This window comes from Mycolicibacterium wolinskyi (genome assembly GCF_002101965.1).
GTDB classification, from domain to species: Bacteria; Actinomycetota; Actinomycetes; order Mycobacteriales; family Mycobacteriaceae; genus Mycobacterium; species Mycobacterium wolinskyi.
In genome coordinates, this window is record NZ_LQQA01000033.1 from 419,796 (window position 1) to 440,833 (window position 21,038).

The window sequence follows — 21,038 nt, forward strand, 5'->3', positions numbered from 1 at the left end:
CTGGTAACCCGCGGGTTGACGCTAAGGACACGATGTTGCGCAGTCATCAACCGGATGTTGCGCCGAAGTTACGCAATCGCCAGACGCTGGTTGTGATGGCGGCCGACGGTGACGCCGGCGGCCACGCCTATCCTGACACCATGGCCCGCGATAACGGTTCTCGGTTGGGGTCTTGGCTGTCCGGACCCGGGCCTTTCGATTCCGGTGATGGGAACCGGTCAGGCGGACCCGACAAGTATCCAGGCGAACGGCTCGGTCTGCCAGAGGACGGCCCAGGTTCGTTGGCCAGGACGGGCAGGCGCCTTGCCGCGCTGTGTGTCGACTGGCTGGTCGCCTACGGTTTGGCGGGGCTGTTGATGGCGCTCGACCTGGTGTCGATGGCGCTGCTGTCGACCGCGGTGCTGGTCATCTGGATGGTCATCGGCACGGTCGCGGTGCGGCTGTTCTCGTTCACGCCGGGTCAGCTGGCGCTGGGCCTGGTGGTGGTGCCCGCCGACGGCCGCGAGAGCATCGGCATCGTCCGGGCCTTCATCCGAGTTGTGCTCATCGCGCTGGTGATCCCGCCATTGGTGTCCGACAGCGACCTGCGCGGTCTGCACGACCGGGCCAGCTACACCGCGGTGGTTCGGCGCTAGGCATGCTCCAACGTGAAGAAGATCGCGAGATTCTCGAGAATTCTCGCGATCTTCTTCACGTTCGGCGTCAGCTGGTCAGCGCCTACGCACGGTCCGCTGCACGCCACGCATCTTGGCCTGTGCCGGCATGGGGCCCTTTGGCATGGCAGCCGGGCCGACCTTGGTGCCGAGCGCGGCCAGCCGGGACTCCAGTGAGTCCATCTGCTTGGCCGTGATGTTGGCGGGCAGTTTGGTCAGGTGGCGTTCCAGCTTGGACAGCGGAACCTCGCCTTCGCCGTTGCCGACGACGATGTCGTAGATCGGGGTGTCCCCGACCAGCCGGGCCGTGCGCTTCTTCTCCTGCGCGAGCAGCGGCTTGACGCGCGCCGGCGAGCCCTCGGCCACGAAGATCACGCCAGGCCTGCCGATCACGCGGTGCACAGCGTCGAAGTGGCCGGTGGCCGCCACGCCCGGGGTGACGCGCCACTTGCCGCGAAGATTGTCGAGCGCCCACGCGGCCGCGCCGGTCTGGCCCTCGGCCTTGCGGTACACCGACTTCTGCGCGCGGCGGCCGAAGATGATGAACGCGACGAGCGCGCCGAGCACCACGCCGAGCGGGATGAGCGTGTACATCGTGAACCCGCCGATGAGCACCCCGGCGACCACGGCGATCGCGACGATCAGCACGAACGCGCCGATCATGTACGGCAGCAGCCGCTTGTCCTCTTTGCGCTGCATCTGGAACGCCTGCCACAGCTGACTGCGGCGCTGCTTGGAGGCGGCCTTACGGGCAGCCTTCGCCTCGGCCTTTGCCGCTTTGGTTTCCGCGGCAGTGCGGGATTTCGCCATTACTTCAGGATACGGGGGGCTGATCAGCGAATCGAACCCGCGCGGCCTGCGCGTAGAGCTTGCCCGCCCGGTAGGAGGAGCGGACCAGTGGACCGGCCAGCACACCCGCGAAACCGAGGCCCTCGGCGTAGGCCGACAGCGCGACGAACTCGTCGGGATGCACCCAGCGCTCGACCGGGTGGTGCCGCGGTGACGGGCGCAGGTACTGCGTGATGGTGACGATGTCGCAACCCGCGTCGTGCAGATCGCGCAGCGCGGTGTGCACCTCGTCGATGGTCTCGCCCATGCCGAGGATCAGGTTCGACTTGGTGACGAGACCGAAGTTGCGGGCGGCGGTCAACACCGCGAGGCTGCGGTCATAGCGGAAGCCCGGGCGGATGCGCTTGAAGATGCGTGGCACGGTTTCGAGGTTGTGCGCCAACACTTCCGGGCGGGACTCGAAGACCTCTTCCAGCTGCGCGGCGTTGCCGGTGAAGTCCGGGATCAGCAGTTCGACGCCGGTGTTCGGGTTGAGCTGCTTGATCTGGCGCACGGTCTCGGCGTAGAGCCAGGCCCCGCCGTCCGGCAGATCGTCGCGGGCCACCCCGGTCACGGTCGAGTAGCGCAGCCCCATGGCCTGCACGCTCTCGGCGACCCGGCGCGGTTCGTCGCGGTCCAGCTCGGCGGGCTTGCCGGTGTCGATCTGGCAGAAGTCGCAGCGGCGCGTGCACTGCTCGCCGCCGATCAGGAACGTGGCCTCCCGGTCTTCCCAGCATTCGAAGATGTTGGGGCAGCCCGCCTCCTCGCACACCGTGTGCAGACCCTCGCGCCGCACCAGACCCTTGAGTTCGGTGTATTCGGGCCCCATCTTCGCGCGGGTCTTGATCCACGGCGGTTTGCGTTCGATGGGAGTCTGCGCGTTGCGCACCTCGAGGCGTAGCAGCTTCCGACCTTCTGGGACCACAGTCACGAATTCATCCTACGTTCAGAGCAACTTCCAAGCGGCCGTCGAGCGCGTCACACACCTTGTCGGCAACGCGGTCGACGACGTCGTCGACCGTGAGGCGACGGCCCAGTTCGGCGGTCAGCGACGTCACGCCTGCGTCGGTGATGCCGCACGGCACGATCGCCGAGTAAGCGCCCAGATCGCAATCGCAGTTGAGCGCGAAGCCGTGCAGCGTCGTCGCGCGCGACACCCGGATGCCGATCGCGGCGACCTTGCGCGCGGGACGCAGCTCATCACCGGGCACCCACACGCCAGACCGGCCCTCGACCCGGCCGGCCTGCAGGCCGAGGTCGGCGCATACCGCGATCAACGACTCTTCAAGGCGCCGAACGAAATTCACCACATCGAGCGGTTCGACGAGCCCGATGATCGGATAGCCCACGAGCTGCCCCGGGCCGTGCCAGGTGATCTTGCCGCCGCGGTCGGTGTCGACGACCGGGGTGCCGTCGAGCGGCCGCTCGTGCGGTTCGGTGCGCTTGCCCGCGGTGTAGACGGCAGGGTGCTGCAGGAGCAGCAGGGTGTCGGGGCCGCCGGCGATCCTGGCGTCGGCGATCTCGCGTTGCATCTGCCAGGCGGCCTCGTAATCGACTGTGCCGAGGCGCCGAACGTCGACGGCAGCCTGCGCCGAGCGAATGGATGTCACCATGTCGACGTTACTCCCCGGCTTCGCACGGACCCGGTCACAGATCCTTCGGTGCGGTCGCGTGGGCCAGCGCCTCGCGCACGGTGTTGTGGTGGAACACGAAACCCGAGCGTTCGAGCACCGCGGGGATCGCGCGCTGCCCCGCGAGCAGGCCTTCGTCGGCGAACTCGCCCAGCACCGCGCGAAGCGCGAAGCCCGGCACGATCATCGGCGTGGGCCGGTTGAGCGCGCGGCCGAGTGCGGCGGTGAACTCGGCGTTGGTCACCGGCGCCGGGCCGGTCAGGTTCACCGGACCCGACACGGCGTCGGTCCACATCGTGAACAGGACCGCCCGGATCTCGTCCTCGAGGCTGATCCACGGCAGGTATTGGCGGCCGTTGCCGAGCCGGGCGCCGAGCCCGAACGAGAACAGCGGTTTGAGCCGGCTCAGCATGCCGCCCGCCTGCGCGAGCACCAAGCCCGTGCGCAACAACACCACCCGGCTTCCGGCGGCCGTGGCCGGGGCGGTGGCCGCCTCCCAGTCCTGACACAACCGCGCCAGGAAGCCCTGGCCCGCCGGAGCCGTCTCGTCGGTGATGTGGTCGCGCGTGTCGCCATAGAAGCCGACCGCGCTCGCGTTGACCAGAACCGGCACCCCGGCGTCGGCCACCGCACCGGCCAGCACCTCGGTGGGCCCGATACGGCTGTCGCGCAGGCTCTGCTTGAACGCGCCCGACCACCGTTTCTCGCCGACGTTGACGCCGCAGAGGTTCACGACGACGTCGACATCGTGCAGCGCACCGGCGTCGAACTCGCCCGTGTCCGGATTCCAGAACAGCTCATCGCCGTTCGACGGGGCCCGGCGCACGATGCGCAGCACGCGGTGGTCGCTTGCGCGCAGCGCCGAAGCCAGCGCCGAGCCGATCAGACCCGAGGATCCCGCTATCGCGACGACGGCCAAGGCTTTACAGCCCCAGGTCCGCCTCGAACGCGCCGTCTTCCAACCGTCGCTTGATGGTCGTCACGAACCGTCCGGCGTCGGCGCCGTCGATCAGCCGGTGGTCATAGGTGAGCGGCAGGTAGCACACCGACCGCACGCCGATGGACTCGTTGCCGAACTCGTCGACGATCACCCGCGGCCGCTTGACGATCGCGCCGGTGCCCAGCATCGCCGCCTGCGGCGGCACCAGGATCGGCGTGTCGAACAGTGCGCCCTGGCTGCCGATGTTCGTGATCGTGAACGTCCCGCCGGCCAGCTCATCGGGCTTGAGGTTGCCCGACCGGGCGCGCGCCGCGATGTCGGAGATGGCCCGCGCGAGCCCGCCGAGCGACAGGTCGCCCGCGTTGTGGATCACCGGAGACAGCAGACCCTGCTCGGTGTCGACCGCGAAGCCGAGATGCTCGGCGTCGTAGTAGGTGATCTCCTTGGTGTCCTCGTTGTAGCTGGCGTTGACGTTCGGGTGGATCTTGAGCGCGTCGATCACCGCGCGCGCGATGAACGGCAGGTACGTCAGGTTGACGCCCTCACGCTCGGCGAAATCGGCCTTCGCGCGGGCCCGCAACGCCACGATCTTGGTCATGTCGACCTCGTGTGTCTGCGTCAGCTGCGCGGTGGCCTGCAGGGATTCGCGCGTCTTCTTCGCGGTGATCTGCCGGATCCGGTTCGCCTTCTGGGTGGTGCCACGCAGATGCGCCAGCGCTGGCGCCGGCGCGGCCGACGCCGCGGGGGCGGCAGCAGACGCGGCGGGAGCAGCGGCGGCGGGGGCCGGGGGTGCCTTCTTGGCCTCCGCGGCGGCCAGGACGTCCTGCTTGCGGATTCGGCCACCGACCCCGGTGCCCTTCACCGTGGCGAGGTCAATGCCGTTCTCGGAAGCCAGCTTTCGCACCAGCGGCGTGACGTAGGGGGCGCCGTCGGTCGCGGCGGCCGGTGCGGCCGGTTCGGCGGCGGGAGCCGGCTTGGGCTCGGGCTTCGGTTCCGGTTTCGGTTCGGGCTTGGGCTCTGCCTTGGGTTCCGGTTTCGGCTCTGCCTTGGGTTCCGGCTTGGGTTCCGGTTTCGGTTCGGGCTTCGGCTCCGGCTTGGGCTCGGGTGCCGGCGCAGCCCCGGCCTCACCGATCTTGGCTAGCTCGCCGCCGACCTCGACGGTGTCGTCCTCTTGCGCGGTGATCGACAGCAGGGTGCCCGCGACGGGGGACGGGATCTCGGTGTCGACCTTGTCGGTGGAGACCTCGACGAGCGGCTCGTCGACGCCCACGCTGTCGCCGACGTTCTTCAGCCAGCGGGTCACGGTGCCCTCGGTGACCGACTCGCCCAGTTCGGGCATCAGGACCGGGGTTGCCGAACCGCCCGACGAAGCCGACGCGGGTGCGGGGGCCTCTTCCTGCGGCGCAGGCTCCGGTTGTGCGGACTCGGCGGGTGCCGCCGACGGTTCGGTCGCAGCCGGCTCGGGCTCGGGCTCCGGCTCGGGCGCCTCTGAGGACGCGGGGGCTTCGCCCGCCTCGCCGATCACCGCGAGCTCGCCGCCGATCTCGACGGTGTCGTCTTCCTGCGCGACGATCTTCGTCAGCACACCCGCGGCCGGCGACGGGATCTCGGTATCGACCTTGTCGGTGGAGACCTCGAGCAATGGCTCGTCGAGTTCGACCGTGTCGCCCTCCTGTTTAAGCCAGCGGGTGACGGTCCCCTCAGTGACACTCTCACCTAGTGCGGGCATCTGGACGGAGATGGCCATGTGTATTGACTCCCTCGGACGGTCACTCGTGACGACTCGAACTCTGGCTTACCACAGCAAGGTGCACTGGGTACGGCACCTAGGTGGATTGTCCGGACCATCCTTTCACTGCTCGACCTTTCGCACTCACTCAGGGTTGCTCGTGTCTCCAGTGGCCTCTGGCACTATCGAATCAGGGGTCCACAGTGAGGAGAACATTCCGTTGGGGCTGTTCGACAGGTTTCGCCGGCGCGGCTCGGCGCGCGGAGCCGGTAGCGATCCGGCGGCCGACCTTCGCTACCTACAACAGTGGGTTGCCGAGCACGTGGGCGTAGAAGCCTATGTGGAACCCAAAACCACCGTCACCGATGTCACCGTCGTGCTCGTCGCCGCCGACGGGGAGTGGACTCGGCGCCGCGCCGGTGGCGACGCGGGAGCGCGCCGGCTGAGTGAGCGGCTGCAGATTCCGGTCTACGACGTCCAGAAGGTGGGCTATCCACAGCGCATGCGCGACTACGACGCGCGCCGCCGAATCGAACGCGAACGCGCTGCCCGCCAAGAACTCGACGAGCGCTAGAGTCAGTGCATCCGATACCTACGGTATTGGGTACTGTTCGTAACAGGCAACTCGTGTAGGGGGCAGTATGCAGCGCTTCGTCGACAGCCAGGACGGCACCCGCATAGCGGTCTACGAGCAGGGGGACCCCGAGCGCCCCACGCTGGTGATGGCGCACGGCTGGCCCGATTCGCACGTGCTGTGGGATGGCGTGGTCGCCGAGATCGGCGACCGGTACCGCATCGTGCGCTACGACAACCGCGGTGCCGGGGCGTCCGAGGTGCCCAAGCGCATCTCCGCCTACACGATGGAGCGCTTCGCCGACGATCTGTCGGCCGTCATCGACGAGGTGAGCGTGAACGGCCGCCCGGTGCACGTGCTGGCTCACGACTGGGGCTCGGTCGGGACGTGGGAGTACCTCAGCCGGCCGGGCTCGGCCGCGCGCGTCGCGTCGTTCACGTCGGTGTCGGGTCCGAGCACCGACCACTACGGGCTGTTCGTGCGGGACCGGCTGGCCCGGCCGTACCGGCCGATTCGCTTCGCGCGGGCTGTGAACCTGGCGTCGCGGTTCAGCTACTGGATCCCGTTCTCGGTGCCGTTGGTCGCGCCCGCCCTGATGCGGCGCGGTGCGGCCCGACGGCTGCAGGCCATGGACACGCCGGGGCCCAAGTTCCAGTCCGACGACCTCGACGCCGATGCCGCCAACTCGCTGAAGATCTACCCCGCCAATGCGATTCGATCGTTCCGGCGCGTCCGGCGGGACTTCTACGTGTCGGTACCGGTGCAGCTGATCTGCAACGAACACGACCCGGTTGTGCGCGGCCACGGATTCGACGACGAGTCGAAGTGGGTGGCCCGGCTGTGGCGGCGCGACCTCAAAGCCGGGCACTGGGCGCCGTTCTCGCACTGGCGCGCGATCGCGCAGGCGGTGACCGAACTCGTCGACCACATCGAGGGTGCGCCCGCGGCGCGCGGACTGCGCCGCGCCGAGGTCGGCCGATCGCGTGAACCGTTCGGTGACACGCTCGTGTCGGTGACCGGTGCTGCCAGCGGTATCGGCCGCGCCACCGCACTGGCCTTCGCGGCCCAGGGCGCCGAGGTGGTCGTCAGCGACATCGACGAGGCCGGGGCCAAGGCGACGGCCGCCGAGATCGCCGAGCGCGGCGGCGTCGCGCACGCCTACGCGCTCGACGTCGCCGACGCCGACGCGGTGGAGCGATTCGTCGACGAGGTGTGCGCGGCCCACGGCGTGCCCGATGTCGTGGTCAACAACGCAGGGATCGGCCATGGCGGCAACTTCCTCGACACCCCGGCCGACCAGTTCGACCGGGTGCTCGACGTCAACCTGGGCGGCGTCGTCAACTGCTGCCGGTCATTCGCCCGGCGCCTCGTCGAACGCGGCACCGGCGGGCACGTCGTCAACGTCGCGTCGATGGCCGCCTACTCACCGGCCGGGTCGATGAACGCCTACGCCACCAGCAAGGCCGCGGTGTTCATGTTCTCCGACTGCCTTCGCGCCGAATTGGCTTCGGCTGGAATCGGATTGACTACGATCTGCCCCGGCGTCATCGACACCAACATCGTCGACACCACGCACTTCGACGTACCCGCGCACAAGCAGGCCGAGGTCGAAGCACGCCGCGCCCAGATCAAGAAGAGCTTCCAGGCGCGGCGCTACGGACCCGAGAAGGTGGCCAAGGCGATCGTCTCGGCAGTCGCCAAGAACCAGGCGGTGCGCCCCGTCACGCCGGAAGCCTATGCGGCCTACGGCATTTCACGGCTCATGCCGTCGGTGATGCGGCGCGCCGCCCGGTCCCAGGTGCTGTAGGGGTCCGCTAGCCGTTGTCTGCGATGTCTTCGAGCACCGCGAACATCGTGCGGGTCGGCACCCCGGTGCCGCCCTTGGGCGTATAGCCCCACGGCCCGCCGGTGTTGTAGGCAGGCGCGGCGATGTCGATGTGTGCCCACTCGACGCCGTCGGCGACGAACTCGCGAAGGTAGGTGCCCGCCACCAGCATTCCGGCGTAGCGCGAACCGCTCACGTTGGCCAGGTCGGCGACCGTGGACTTGAGGTCGTCCTTGAGTTCCTCGGGCAGCGGCATGGCCCAGCCGTTCTCACCGACCGCCTGTGACAGTTCCGCGACGCGGTCACGGAACTCGTCGCTGCCCATGACGCCGGGCGTGCGCGCGCCGAGCGCGACCGTCTGCGCGCCGGTCAAAGTCGACGTCTCGATCAGGTAGTCCGGGTTGTCCTCGCAGGCCCGCACGATCGCGTCCGCCAGGATCAACCGGCCCTCGGCGTCGGTGTTGAGCACCTCCACCGTGATGCCGCCGTACTGCGTCAGCACGTCGCCCGGCCGCTGCGCGGTCGCCGACGGCATGTTCTCGGCCATCGGTACGGTCGCGATCACGTCGATCGGCAGCTTCTGCTTGGCCGCCAGCACCACGGTCGCGACGACCGCCGCCGCGCCACCCATGTCGGAGGTCATGTGGTGCATGTTGGCGGCCGGCTTGATCGAGATGCCGCCGGTGTCGAACGTGATGCCCTTGCCGACCAGCGCGACGGTCTTCGATTTCCTGCCGCCGCCGCGGTGGATCAGGCGCACGAGCCGTGGCGGGCGCGACGAGCCCTGACCGACACCCACGATGCCGCCGTAGCCGGCCTTCGCGAGTGCCTTGTCGTCGAGCACCTCGACCTCGAGGCCCGCCGCCTCACCCAAAGCCTTTGCCCGCTTGGCGAATTCGGCCGGGAACAGATGGCTGGGCGGGGTGTTCACGAAATCCCGCGCCGTCGCGACGGCGGTCGCGATGTCAACGGCGCGCTGCGCCTGCGCTTTGGTCGCCGACTTTGCATCGGCCGCAAGCGCGGTGATCTTGGCCAGCCCGGCATCCTTGGGCGCGGTCTTCTCGCTGCGGAAGTCAATGAACCGGTACGCGCCGAGGATCAGCCCCTCGACGGCGGCTTCCAGATCGATGTCGGACAACGTCGTGATCACCGACTCGGTGCCGTTCAACGACCGCGCGGCCGTGCCTGCCGCGCGCCGCACCAGATCGGCCGGCCACTCGTCACGCGGCTTGCCCAGACCGACCGCCAGCACACTGGCCACCGGCAGCGACGGCGCGACCACTCGGGTGATCTGGTCGGTGCCGCCTTTCGCGCCGAGCGCCTTCAGTGCGACCTCGATCTCACCGACCGCCTCGGCGTCGAGGAACGGGTTGGCGACGACGGTCGCACCTGCGTCCTCGTCCTGCCCGTTGACCACGGGAACGATCAGCACCGCGTCGCTCTTGCGCTTGGGCAGCGACGAGCTGACGGTGACGCTGGGGGCCTGATATCCGGGATTCGCTGGGCTCACGAGGAACCACCCTAAAGCGTGTCGAACAACTCTCTGTTGAGTGTCCGGCACCGCCCTTCTCGGGCGTCCGTTGGTTCAGGCCGCTGGTGCGGTGTGAACGTCGGTTCCCGCGTCATCCGAGCTGGTTTCACCAACACGTGGGCGCTGGTCAGAGCCGTCTCGTCGGCGGGCATTGGTAACCCGGCCTGCTGCTTGGAGGTCCGGGGTTCGATCAAGGTCATTGCGGTGGGTGTGGCCCCAGTGGGCCAGATTAACCGCGGCGTTGGTATCCCTGTCGGCGGTATGCCCACATGCGCAGGTGAACACTCGATCGGCCAGAGTCATCACCCTGTTGACTACCCGGCACTGGGGGCATAGGCGGGTCGAGGGATAGAAGCGGTCAGCTTCGATGAGGTGCCCGCCGTGCCACGCCTGCTTGTATTTGAGCAGGCGAGCGAGCTCGGCCCATCCCGCATCGGATATCGCGCGGGCCAGTCGGTGATTGGTCAGCATGCCTGCCACGTTGAGGTTTTCGATGACGATCCGGTCGTGGGTCTTGACTAGCTCGCCCGATACCTGGTGTAGGAAATGCCGTCGAACGTTGGCGACCCGACTGTGATGGCGGCCCAACCGGGCCACGGCATGCTTGCGGCGTTGTGATCCTTTCTTCTTGCGCGACAACGACTTCGATAGCCGTCGCTGCCGTTTGAGTCCGCGAGTCAGTGCTTTAGGTGCATCGCTGACACGGGCGACTTCGGTGCCGTCGGCGGTGGCGGCGACCAGGAACGTAGACAGGCCGCGGTCCACACCCACCCAGCCGCCGGCGTCGTCGGTGTGAGCCGGGTGTTGTTGGAGTGGGTGCAGGTCGGCGGCCTCGACGTTCAACGCACACCACCATCGGCCCCCGTGGTAGCTGATGGTCGCAAAACAGATCTTCGCTCGGTGTTTGGCGAGTAGGCGCCGCAGACGGCGAGTGTCGTCATACACTGCGACCTGCCCGATACTGGGCAGCGTGACCGATCGAGGCCGCGTGTTATCTCCGATCCGGATCGCGGCGGGCTTCTCTTTGGGGTGCTTGTTGCGCAACCGAAATGACGGGGTGTCACCGGTCTTCTTCTTGAATCGCGGGAAGCCGACACGGCGACCCGGTCGCTTGTCGGAGCGGCAATCCGACCACGCTTTGAGGCCCTTGCCCAGGTCGACGGCGGCTTCCTCGAATACCTGCTGACAGACTTCACGGCGCCACGGCAGGCCTGTTATCGCCACCTCAACCCCGCCGTCACTGTCGACGGTGAAGACCCGGCCGGCGGCCTCGGTCTTCTTCCACGCGTTGAAGGCGTTGATCAGATCAAACCCGCTCCACGGAACACCAACGCTCGGGTCGGTTCTGTGGTGAGTGAGCGCGGTTTTCACCATGCGTAGGCACTGGTTGAACGCGAACCGTGATGCCCCGGCATGCCGGGCCAGCGCCTCGCGCTGCTCGACCGTCGGATCGAGACAGAACCGGAATGTGGTGTGCCGCGCCATCACAGATAAACGTCGCACAACCCACCGACAAGCCCTGCGGCGAGCACGGATGGTGTCCGCAGTGGTGATGACGATGTGTGGTCATGTGACCCTAAAACTGGTCGGCGCTGCCGATACCGCTCTGATCTACCCGCGTGGGCTCGTATCGCCAGCTTCCTCGTGCCGAAACACCCGACGACTCAACCGCAGGATGTTGTTCAACACGCTTTAGGGTGGGCTCGTGAGTGACGACCTGCTGCACGGACCGCTGGAAGACCGCCATCGCGAGCTGGGCGCCGGCTTCGCCGAGTTCGGCGGGTGGTTGATGCCGGTGTCGTATGCGGGCACCGTCGCCGAACACACGGCCACGCGCAACACCGTCGGGCTGTTCGACGTCAGCCACCTCGGCAAGGCGTTGGTGCGGGGGCCGGGTGCGGCGGCCTACGTCAACTCCGCACTCACCAACGACCTCAACCGGATCGGGCCGGGCAAGGCGCAGTACACGTTGTGCTGCACGGAGTCCGGTGGGGTGATCGATGACCTCATCGCCTACTACGTGTCCGACGACGAGATCTTCCTCGTGCCCAACGCGGCCAACACCGCCGCCGTGGTGGCCGAACTGCAGAAGCATGCCCCGGACAGGCTGACCATCACCGACGAACACCGGTCCTACGCCGTGCTGGCGGTCCAGGGGCCGAAGTCGGCCGAGGTGCTCGCGAGCCTCGGGCTGCCCACCGACATGGATTACATGGGGTACGCGGACGCCGAGTTCGATGGTGTGTTCGTGCGGGTGTGCCGGACCGGCTACACCGGCGAGCATGGCTACGAACTGCTTCCGGCGTGGGACCGGGCCGGCGTGGTGTTCGATGCGCTGGTGGCGGCGGTCCGCGGCGCCGGGGGAGAACCGGCCGGCCTCGGCGCGCGTGACACGTTGCGCACCGAGATGGGCTACCCGCTGCACGGCCACGAGCTGTCGCTCGACATCTCGCCGTTGCAGGCGCGCTGCGGCTGGGCCATCGGCTGGCGCAAGGACGCGTTCTGGGGCCGCGACGCGTTGCTGGCCGAGAAGCAGGCCGGGCCATCGCGCGTCCTGCGCGGCCTGAAGGCCGTGGGCCGCGGTGTCTTGCGAGCCGATCTGGCGGTGCTCGACGGCGACACCCAGATCGGCGTCACCACGTCGGGAACCTTCTCGCCCACACTGAAAGTCGGTATCGCGCTGGCGCTTATCGACACGGCCCACGACATCGCCGACGGTGCCCACGTGACGGTCGACGTACGCGGCCGGGCCGTCGAATGCGAGGTTGTCAAGCCTCCGTTCGTGGAGGCGAAAACTCGCTAGTCGCTGGCGATACAATCGCTGCATGACTAGCGGCCTTCTCGAGTTCACGGTTTCAGCCAATGCGAATCCGGCGACCGATGCGGTACGCGAATCGATTCTGGCCAACCCCGGCTTCGGCAAGTACCACACCGACCACATGGTGTCGATCGACTACACCGAGGGCCAGGGCTGGCACGACGCCCGGGTGATCCCGTACGGCCCCATCGAGCTCGATCCGTCGGCCATCGTGCTGCACTACGCGCAGGAGGTCTTCGAGGGTCTGAAGGCCTACCGCTGGGCCGACGGCTCGATCGTGTCGTTCCGGCCCGAGGCCAACGCGGCGCGGCTGCGGACCTCGGCCCGCCGGCTGGCCATCCCCGAACTGCCTGAAGACCTGTTCATCGAGTCGCTGCGCCGGCTCATCGCGATCGACGGGCAGTGGGTGCCCGCGGCGGGCGGTGAGGAGTCGCTGTACCTGCGGCCGTTCATCATCGCGACCGAGCCCGGGCTCGGGGTGCGGCCGGCCAGCGAATACCGCTACCTGGCCATCGGATCGCCTGCCGGTGCCTACTTCAAGGGCGGCATCAAGCCCGTGAGCGTGTGGCTGTCACACGAATACGTGCGTGCCTCGCCCGGTGGCACGGGTGCGGCCAAGTTCGGCGGCAACTACGCGGCGTCGCTGCTCGCGCAGGCGCAGGCGGCCGACAACGGCTGCGACCAGGTGGTGTGGCTCGACGCCATCGAGCGCCGCTACGTCGAAGAGATGGGTGGCATGAACCTGTTCTTCGTGTTCGGCAGCGGCGGTTCGGCGCGCTTGGTCACCCCGGAACTGTCCGGCTCACTGCTGCCGGGTATCACGCGAGATTCCTTGCTGCAGTTGGCAACTGACGCCGGTTTCGCCGTCGAGGAACGCAAGATCGACGTCGACGAGTGGCAGAAGAAGGCCGCGGCAGGCGAGATCACCGAGGTGTTCGCGTGCGGTACGGCAGCGGTCATCACCCCGGTGTCGCACGTCAAGCACAACGACGGGGAGTTCACCATCGCCGACGGGCAACCGGGTGAGATCACCATGGCGTTGCGCGACACCCTCACCGGGATCCAGCGGGGCACCTTCGCCGACACCCACGGCTGGATGGCGCGGCTGAGCTAGCCGATCGCGAGGCCGAGTGCGGTGACGGTCGTCGTCACCTCGACCGCCGCGCCCAGCACGTCACCGGTGATGCCGCCGAAGCGGCGCACACAGTGGGCGACCAGCCCGATCGAACACAGCACCGCGACGACCACCACGAGCGGGCCCTGCCATGGCCGTGGTCCGGCGAACACCGCCAACGCGGCCAGCGCCGCCGCCCAACCCAGCACGACCGCGACCGGTTGGCTGCCCGCGACCGCGGCGCCGAGCGAGCTCCCCGCCGCGGCGGGTACGGCTCGGCGGCATGCCGCGACGGCCGCGACCCGGCCCGCGGCGACCGCGGTGATGCTCGCGACGGCACTGAGCTCAGTGAAGGCCAGTGCCTGTGCGGCGATCGTCACGACGACTGCCGCGACGCCGAACGGGCCTGCCGATCCGTCGCGCATGACGGCAAGCGCCCGTTCCGGCGGGCCGTAGCAGCCGAGGCCGTCCACCGTGTCGCAGAACCCGTCGATGTGCAGCCCGCGGGTGGCCAGCAAGAGGGCCGCGACGGCCAGCACTCCGGGCAGCGGGTTGGCCGGGTCGAACGCCCAGTGGCCCGCCCACACCACGACGGCGGCGAGGGCTCCGAGCGCGAGCCCGACGATCGGCAACGCGGTCATCGCGCCGCGGCCCAGGCCCGCCGAGCCCCGCACCGGCAGAACCGTGCCGAACGCGAAAGACCCTGCGAGCGAACGGATCACGGTGTCTTGTCGAGGATGCCGGCAGAGTCGAACGTCGCCATCGAGGCCAGCGTGGCGATCGCGGCGCGCACGATGGGCAGCGCCACGGCCGCTCCGGTGCCCTCACCGAGCCGCATGCGCAGGTCGACGATCGGATCGAGGTCCAGGTGCGTGAGGGCGAGCGTGTGCGCGGGTTCGGTCGAGCGGTGGCCCGCCTGCCACCACGCCCGCGCACCCGGCGCGAGGCGATCGGCCACGAGCGCAGCGGCCGTCACCACCAGGCCGTCGAGCAGCACCGGGGTGCGCCGCACCGCGGCCTGCGCGCAGAACCCCGCCATCGCCGCCAGGTCGGCGCCGCCACACACGCGCAGCAAGCCGAGGGGATCGCCGACCACACCGCGGGCCCGATACAGCGCGTCGCGCACCGCGCTGGTCTTGCGCATCCACCCGTAATCATCGATACCCGTGCCGCGTCCCACGACCGCGACGGGCTCCGCGCCGGTCAACGCGGCGACCAGAGTTGTTGCCGCCGTGGTGTTTCCGATTCCCATGTCACCCGCGATCAGCAGGTCGGCGCCCGCGTCGACCTCCTCATCGGCGATCTGGCGGCCCGCGGCGACCGCAGCGATCGCGTCCGCCGGGCTGAGCGCATCCTCGACCGCGATGTTGCCCGCGCTGCGCCGGATCTTGTGCGCGCCGATAGCGGGCGACAGCGGTTCGGCACAGTCGACGGATATGTCGGCCACCCGCACCGTCGCACCCGCGATATCGGCCAGCACGTTGATCGCCGCCCCACCGGCGTCGAAGTTGGCCACCATCTGGTTCGTGACTTCGGCCGGATACGCCGAAACGCCCGACGCGGTCACGCCGTGGTCGCCGGCGAACACCACGACCCGCGGGCGGGTCAGCTGCCGCGGCGGGCACACACCCTGGCAGGCCGCAGCCCAGATCGACAGCTCCTCGAGCCGGCCGAGTGAACCCGCCGGCTTGGTCAACCGGACCTGGCGATCGGCCGCGGCCGCGGCGGCGTCGGCGTCCGGCGGGGTGACCGGGTCGAAAGCGGGTTCCGTCACGACGGCTCCTTCACGGTTACCGGTTGGCCGGCCACCACCAGCACCACCCGGTCGCACACTGCGGCCAGTTTCTGGTTGACCGTGCCGAGCTCGTCGGCGAACCGGCGGCCGGCCTCGGTGGCGGGTACCACGGTCAGCCCGACCTCGGGGCTGACCAGGACCAGGGGAGCGGTGAACTCGCTGACCGCGTGCACGAGCGCGGCGACATCGTCGTCCACCGAACCACCCGTCCATGCGCCGCGGCGGTCCATGGCCGCGGTGAGCCAGCCGCCGACGTCGTCGACCAGGGTGGCGGTGGCGTCGCGGGCGAGATCGGCCGCCACATCGGCCGATTCGACGGTGTACCAGTGCGTGGGACGCCGCGCTCGATGTTTGCTCACCCGCCCGGCCCAGGCCGGGTCGCTGTCGGCGGCCGGGCCGGTGGCCAGGTAGCGCACGGGTGACTGCTCACCGGCGGCGTGGAGCACCGCCGACTCCGCCCACTGTGATTTGCCCGATCGGATACCGCCGAGCACGAGTGTTCGCACTGACATCAGGCCGGCTGCGCCGGCATCAAGAAACCTTGTCGCCGCGGTTGACCATCGGGCGCGGCGCGCGCATCCGGCGCAGCTGCGATGCCCGGCTGGACGCGTAAAAGCCGAGTTTCCAACCGCTTTCGACGTTGTCAGGGAACTTCGCGTCGACCATGCGGTTCACCTTGCGGCCCAGGACGAAGCCGTCGATCACCATGACCAGCACGAGCCCGAGCATCGCGTAGGACAGGATCTGCTGGAACTGCACCGCGGGCAGCGCCAGCATGAAGAAGATCATCGTGAGCGCGGCAGGCATGAACAGGCCCAGCACGTTACGGCGAGAATCGACGATGTCGCGGACGTAGCGGCGCACCGGTCCCTTGTCGCGGGGCAGGAGGTAGGCTTCCTCGCCCGCCATCATCTTCTCGCGGCGGTCGGCCATGTCGGCGCGGCGCGTGAGCCGTTCGGCCTTGCGCTCTTCCTTGGACAGCTTGGGGCCGCGCAGTTCCTTGCGCCGCTTGCGGGCCTCAGCGGCGGTCAGCGGTGCCGGTGCGACGGGTCCGCGTCGCTTGGCAGCCTCGCTGCGCTTGGGCGTCGGCCTGCCCTTCGGGGCGGTCGTCGTGGTGGAGCCGTTGGTCGCCGGGCCGGCTTGTTCGGCCACGCTCGTGCGCTCAGCGTTGCCCTCGGTGCCCTTGTCGGCACCGTTGTCGTCCTTGTCACGCCCGATATTGCGGCCCAGCAGCTTCACGCCAGCCAGGTTACTGCCATCGCGACCATGCCGGTCACATGCCCCGGCCTGGGGATAAGTCGGGAATAGCGGCAGAAGGAGGTACCGTTGAGGTAGTGGACACGCGGGTGACGCCCACCAGGTAAACCCACGTCGTTCCCAATGAACTTCGGCATCAGCGATGCCCGGGATGCTTAGGGAGAGCAATGACTGTTCAGGACGCGACCTCCACCGAAACCCACGGGGTGACCCTGTCGGACGCTGCCGCGGCCAAGGCGAAGGCGCTGCTGGACCAGGAAGGCCGCGACGATCTGGCGCTGCGCATCGCCGTGCAGCCGGGTGGTTGCGCAGGCCTGCGCTACAACCTGTTCTTCGACGACCGGACCCTCGACGGTGACCTGACCGCCGAGTTCGGCGGCGTCACGCTGACGGTTGACCGTATGAGCGCGCCGTACGTGCAGGGCGCGACGATCGACTTCGTCGACACCATCGAGAAGCAGGGCTTCACGATCGACAACCCGAACGCCACCGGGTCCTGCGCCTGCGGCGATTCCTTCAACTGACGTGCGGGCGGTCAGTGCTGCGTGTCAGTACTGACCGCCGGTTCGTAGCACATACGAGCAGACGAGCACGTTCTCGTTCTGTCCGTCCTTCTCGACCAGCACCTGCGCGACGCCCTGCTGCTCTTGGTCGGGTGCCCGCTGCCCCCGCGCCGAGCCGCTCGCCGGCGCCACGCGCATCGTGAACAGCACCTGCGCCTGCGTCGTCGACCACGGGACGATCTTGTCGATCCGGACCACCTCGGCCTTGCTGAACTGCTTGCGGAACGCGTCGCTGGCCAGGCCGGCCACCGCGAGATCGGTCTTGCGGTCCTTGACCGCGTCGAACAGCCCGCACAGCGTGTGGCGCGCGACGGTTTCGTCGTCACCGTCGATCAACGCGGTCAGATACTCCTGAACCGCGGCCTGAGCCTGCTCATCCGACACCACCCCGGACTGGGTGCTGCCGCCGCGGCCGAACACGATCACCACCGTCAACACCGCACCCACCACGGCAACGGCGAGCACCACCGCGAGGATCCGCGGCCACCGGCGACGCTTCGGATACTGCACCGGCGGCGGCAACATGCCGGGATAAGCGGACGGTACCTGCTCCGGATACTGCTGGGGCGGAACGGATTCGGGGTACTGGTAGGTACCAGTCATTAAATGGCGCTCCCCGGGTGATCTGGAGGTGGGTCACCCGTCTACGGTGACCGGGCATACGGTTATACGCAGGTTAGCGCAAGCCGCGACGGGGGCGCCGTGAGCGCTGTAGCACCCGGGCGGCGCGCGTAGTCTTGCCTAGACGTGTTAACGAAATGAAGGGTGACACTTCGTGACCATCGCAGTGACCGGATCCATCGCCACTGACCACCTGATGAAGTTCCCCGGCAAGTTCTCCGAGCAGCTGCTGGCCGACCATCTGCAGAAGGTGTCGCTGAGCTTTCTGGTCGACGACCTGGTCATCCACCGGGGCGGCGTCGCGGGCAACATGGCCTACGCGATCGGTGTGCTCGGCGGCGACGTCACCCTCGTCGGCGCGGTGGGCAAGGACTTCGACGACTACCGCAACTGGCTGACCTCGCACGGCGTGGACTGCGACCATGTGCTGATCTCGCCGTCGGCCTACACCGCGCGCTTCGTGTGCACCACCGACGAGGACATGGCGCAGATCGCGTCGTTCTACCCGGGCGCGATGTCAGAGGCGCGCACCATATCGCTCGCCGATCTCGTGGCCCAGGCCGGCAAGCCGGAACTCGTGATCGTCGGGGCGAACGACCCCGAGGCGATGTTCTTGCACACCGAGGAGTGCCGCAAGCTCGGGCTCGCGTTCGCCGCCGACCCGTCGCAGCAGCTCGCGCGGCTGACCGGCGACGAGATCCGCAAGCTCATCGACGGTGCCACCTACCTGTTCACCAACGACTACGAATGGGATCTGCTGCTGCAGAAATCCGGGTGGTCGGAGGCCGAGGTGATGAGCCAGATCGAGCTACGGGTCACCACGCTGGGGGAGAAGGGCGTCGATCTGGTGGGCCGGGACGGCACGTTCGTGCACGTCGATGTCGTGCCCGAGACGCACAAGGACGACCCGACCGGCATCGGCGACGCATTCCGGGCCGGCTTCCTGACCGGCCGCAGCGCGGGTCTGAACCTGGAGCGCTCGGCCCAGCTGGCATCGCTCGTGGCCGTCCTGGTGCTCGAAGCGCCCGGGCCGCAGGAATGGAGCTGGGACCGCGACGAGGCCGTGCGGCGGCTGTCCGACGCCTACGGCGCCGAGGCGGGTGCGGAGATCGCGCAGGCGCTGGGCTGAATCTCTCCTAGAGCTGTACCGGATAGTGCGGCTCTTTGATCTGCGGGGTCACGCTGTGTTCGACGAAGATCGCGTGCCACAGCATGAAGATCAGCACGGTCCACAGCCGCCGGCTGTGATCGCTCGCGCCCGCGCGGTGCTCGTCGAGCATCGTGCGGACCGCGGCGAGGTCGACGTGGGCGCCGGCCTGCGACGAGCCGACCATCGCATAAGCCCAGTCCATCAATTCGCCTGCCCGCAGCCAGTGCCGGATCGGCACCGGGAATCCGAGCTTGGGCCGGTTGAGCACGTGCGCGGGCACGATCGGCTCGAGCGCCCGGCGCAGGGCGAACTTGGTGGTCGAGCGCGTGATCTTCTGATCGGCGGGCAGCCGCGACGCCACCGCGAACACCTCGGAGTCCAGGAACGGCACCCGCAGCTCCAGTGAATTGGCCATGGTCATCTTGTCGGCCTTGACCAGGATGTCGCCGCGCAGCCAGGTGAACAGATCGATGTGCTGCATGCGCGCGACGGGATCGGCGCCCTGCGATTGCGCGTACACCGGTGCGGTGACGTCGGTGTGCGTCCACTCCTGGCGGAAATTCGGCAACACCGCCCGCAGCTGCTCGTCGGAGAAGCTGCGCGCGTTGCCGTAATAGCGCTCTTCGAGCGTCAGCGAACCGCGGTGCAACAGGCTCTTGCCGCGCATGCCCTCCGGCAGCGGCCGGGATGCCTTGCCCAGCGACTTGCGGACCGGGCGCGGGAGATAGTCGAACGGCCGCAGCGACAGCGGTTCGCGGTAGATCGTGTAGCCGCCGAACAACTCGTCGGCACCTTCGCCGGAGAGGACGACCTTGACGTGCTTGCGGGCCTCGCGGGCGATGAAGAACAGCGGGACGAGCGCCGGGTCGGCGACGGGCTCGTCGAGGTACCAGACGATCTCGGGCAACGCCTCGACGAACTCGGCCTGGCTGACCACCTTGGTGACGTGGCGGGCGCCGATCGCCTCCGCCGACGCGACGGCCACGTCGACCTCCGAGAACCCCTCGCGCTCGAAGCCGGTGGTGAACGTGATGAGCCGCGGGTTGTGGCGCATCGCGAGCGCCGCGATCGCGGTCGAGTCGATGCCGCCGGACAAGAACGCGCCGACGGTGACATCGGCCCGCATGTGCTTGGCGACCGAATCCTCCAGCGCGGCCGTGATCTCGTCATAGCGGGACTGTTCGGCCCCCGCGACGAAGGGAACCGCGGTGAATTTCGGGACGAAATACCGCGTCACCTCGGGGGTGCCGCCCGGCTTGAGCCGGGCGTAGCTGCCCGATTCCAGCCTGCGGATGCCGCGGTGCAGCGTCTCGGGCTCGGGTACGTACTGCAGCACGGTGTAGTGCTGTACGGCGCGTTCGTCGATGCCGAGGTCGAGGTCGAGCGCATCGGCCAGGTCCAGCAGGCATTTCTTCTCGCTGCCGACGGCGGTGCCGCCGGGCCCGGTCGCCATGTACAGCGGCTTGATGCCGAACGGGTCACGCGCACAGAACAACTCGCGTTCCTGCGTGTCCCACAACGCGAACGCGAACATGCCGCGCAGGCGCCGCAGCGCGTCGGCGCCCCAGTGGTGGTAGGCGGCGACGATGGCCTCGCCGTCTCCGTCGGTGTGAAATTCGGCACCATATTCGGACCGCAATTCTGCACGTAATTCGACGTAGTTGTAGATCTCGCCGTTGAACACCAGAAGATAGCGCTCCGGCGATTCGGCCGGACCCCAGCGCAGCGGCTGATGGCTGTGGGCGATGTCGATGATCGACAGCCGGTTGAAGCCGAGGACCACGGTGCTGTCCGAAGCGGTGTCGGACCAGGTGCCGGGTTCGTCGGGGCCGCGGTGCCGCATCAGGTGCGACGCCCTGGCGACCTCGCCGGTCACCGCCTCGACCTGGGTGGCTCGCGACGGGTCAGTTACCAGGGCCAGCAGTCCGCACACCGCGCCAGTATGCCTAATCGCGGCGGGTGTGCAGACCCACACCCGGGCGAGTCTGCCGGTTGCTTCGCCCCCGTCT

General features: G+C 68.5%; 20 protein-coding genes. 7 read left to right on the forward strand and 13 right to left on the reverse strand.

Translation table 11 applies throughout. The features are described from left to right. The first annotated feature begins 140 nt into the window (after positions 1-140). Complete coding sequence (locus AWC31_RS32195; protein WP_207626484.1) at positions 141-635, forward strand: RDD family protein; 495 nt, start codon at positions 141-143, stop codon at positions 633-635. Between the two features lie 75 nt (positions 636-710). Here the strand turns inward: AWC31_RS32195 and AWC31_RS32200 are convergent, their stop codons facing one another. From AWC31_RS32200 to sucB, 5 genes are read right to left on the reverse strand one after another with little or no spacing between them, the layout of a single operon-like run. Next, positions 711-1,463 (reverse strand): DUF4191 domain-containing protein, encoded by a 753-nt coding sequence (locus AWC31_RS32200; RefSeq protein WP_067855336.1) that lies wholly within the window; start codon positions 1,461-1,463, stop codon positions 711-713. A gap of 4 nt (positions 1,464-1,467) precedes the next feature. After that, positions 1,468-2,412 carry a lipoyl synthase gene (gene lipA, locus AWC31_RS32205; RefSeq protein ID WP_085149178.1) on the reverse strand — a complete coding sequence of 315 codons (945 nt, stop codon included), beginning with the start codon at positions 2,410-2,412 and terminating at the stop codon, positions 1,468-1,470. A gap of 4 nt (positions 2,413-2,416) precedes the next feature. Beyond that, positions 2,417-3,094, reverse strand: coding sequence for a lipoyl(octanoyl) transferase LipB (gene lipB / locus AWC31_RS32210; protein WP_085149181.1), 678 nt, complete (start codon positions 3,092-3,094; stop codon positions 2,417-2,419). Positions 3,095-3,128: 34 nt separating this feature from the next. After that, entirely contained in the window at positions 3,129-4,031 is a 903-nt protein-coding gene (locus tag AWC31_RS32215) for a TIGR01777 family oxidoreductase (protein ID WP_085149184.1), read from the reverse strand. Between the two features lie 4 nt (positions 4,032-4,035). Then, the gene (gene sucB, locus AWC31_RS32220; protein ID WP_085149187.1) at positions 4,036-5,799 is read right to left on the reverse strand and encodes a 2-oxoglutarate dehydrogenase, E2 component, dihydrolipoamide succinyltransferase; all 1,764 of its coding nucleotides are present in this window, start codon (positions 5,797-5,799) and stop codon (positions 4,036-4,038) included. 202 nt (positions 5,800-6,001) lie between these two features. On the opposite strand from sucB, the gene AWC31_RS32225 reads away from it, so the two are divergent. Together AWC31_RS32225 and AWC31_RS32230 are read left to right on the forward strand one after the other, a co-directional pair. After that, on the forward strand, positions 6,002-6,355 hold the full coding sequence (locus AWC31_RS32225) for an oxidoreductase (RefSeq protein ID WP_067855352.1): 354 nt from the start codon (positions 6,002-6,004) through the stop codon (positions 6,353-6,355). A gap of 67 nt (positions 6,356-6,422) precedes the next feature. Beyond that, a complete protein-coding gene (locus AWC31_RS32230) occupies positions 6,423-8,162 on the forward strand; it encodes an SDR family oxidoreductase (protein WP_085149190.1) in 1,740 nt (579 codons plus the stop codon). Between the two features lie 7 nt (positions 8,163-8,169). Here AWC31_RS32230 and AWC31_RS32235 read toward each other — a convergent pair whose 3' ends face one another. Continuing rightward, positions 8,170-9,690 carry a leucyl aminopeptidase gene (locus AWC31_RS32235; protein ID WP_085149193.1) on the reverse strand — a complete coding sequence of 507 codons (1,521 nt, stop codon included), beginning with the start codon at positions 9,688-9,690 and terminating at the stop codon, positions 8,170-8,172. 75 nt (positions 9,691-9,765) lie between these two features. After that, a complete protein-coding gene (locus AWC31_RS32240; protein ID WP_085149196.1) occupies positions 9,766-11,196 on the reverse strand; it encodes an RNA-guided endonuclease InsQ/TnpB family protein in 1,431 nt (476 codons plus the stop codon). 220 nt (positions 11,197-11,416) lie between these two features. On the opposite strand from AWC31_RS32240, the gene gcvT reads away from it, so the two are divergent. Together gcvT and AWC31_RS32250 are read left to right on the forward strand one after the other, a co-directional pair. Next, positions 11,417-12,514 (forward strand): glycine cleavage system aminomethyltransferase GcvT, encoded by a 1,098-nt coding sequence (gene gcvT, locus AWC31_RS32245; protein WP_085149199.1) that lies wholly within the window; start codon positions 11,417-11,419, stop codon positions 12,512-12,514. 22 nt (positions 12,515-12,536) lie between these two features. Continuing rightward, positions 12,537-13,643, forward strand: coding sequence for a branched-chain amino acid aminotransferase (locus AWC31_RS32250; protein WP_085149202.1), 1,107 nt, complete (start codon positions 12,537-12,539; stop codon positions 13,641-13,643). Here the strand turns inward: AWC31_RS32250 and AWC31_RS32255 are convergent. From AWC31_RS32255 to AWC31_RS32270, 4 genes are read right to left on the reverse strand one after another with little or no spacing between them, the layout of a single operon-like run. After that, the gene (locus AWC31_RS32255) at positions 13,640-14,365 is read right to left on the reverse strand and encodes an adenosylcobinamide-GDP ribazoletransferase (protein ID WP_085149206.1); all 726 of its coding nucleotides are present in this window, start codon (positions 14,363-14,365) and stop codon (positions 13,640-13,642) included. The two genes, AWC31_RS32250 and AWC31_RS32255, sit on opposite strands and share 4 nt — an antisense overlap. Then, entirely contained in the window at positions 14,362-15,417 is a 1,056-nt protein-coding gene (gene cobT / locus AWC31_RS32260; protein WP_085149209.1) for a nicotinate-nucleotide--dimethylbenzimidazole phosphoribosyltransferase, read from the reverse strand. The genes AWC31_RS32255 and cobT overlap by 4 nt, the downstream gene beginning before the upstream one ends. Then, the gene (locus AWC31_RS32265) at positions 15,414-15,944 is read right to left on the reverse strand and encodes a bifunctional adenosylcobinamide kinase/adenosylcobinamide-phosphate guanylyltransferase (RefSeq protein ID WP_085149920.1); all 531 of its coding nucleotides are present in this window, start codon (positions 15,942-15,944) and stop codon (positions 15,414-15,416) included. Before AWC31_RS32265 ends, cobT begins: the two co-directional genes overlap by 4 nt. Positions 15,945-15,969: 25 nt before the next feature. After that, entirely contained in the window at positions 15,970-16,590 is a 621-nt protein-coding gene (locus tag AWC31_RS32270; RefSeq protein ID WP_374213973.1) for a DUF3043 domain-containing protein, read from the reverse strand. Positions 16,591-16,862: 272 nt separating this feature from the next. Here AWC31_RS32270 and AWC31_RS32275 point away from each other — a divergent pair, with 272 nt between their 5' ends. Then, on the forward strand, positions 16,863-17,219 hold the full coding sequence (locus tag AWC31_RS32275) for a HesB/IscA family protein (RefSeq protein WP_067855376.1): 357 nt from the start codon (positions 16,863-16,865) through the stop codon (positions 17,217-17,219). A 24-nt stretch (positions 17,220-17,243) separates the two neighbouring features. On the opposite strand, the gene AWC31_RS32280 is transcribed toward AWC31_RS32275, so the two are convergent. Next, entirely contained in the window at positions 17,244-17,861 is a 618-nt protein-coding gene (locus AWC31_RS32280) for an Rv0361 family membrane protein (RefSeq protein ID WP_085149212.1), read from the reverse strand. 172 nt (positions 17,862-18,033) lie between these two features. On the opposite strand from AWC31_RS32280, the gene AWC31_RS32285 reads away from it, so the two are divergent. Then, entirely contained in the window at positions 18,034-19,008 is a 975-nt protein-coding gene (locus AWC31_RS32285) for a carbohydrate kinase family protein (protein WP_085149215.1), read from the forward strand. A 7-nt stretch (positions 19,009-19,015) separates the two neighbouring features. Here the strand turns inward: AWC31_RS32285 and asnB are convergent, their stop codons facing one another. Then, entirely contained in the window at positions 19,016-20,962 is a 1,947-nt protein-coding gene (gene asnB, locus AWC31_RS32290) for an asparagine synthase (glutamine-hydrolyzing) (protein ID WP_085149218.1), read from the reverse strand. Positions 20,963-21,038: the final 76 nt, after the last annotated feature.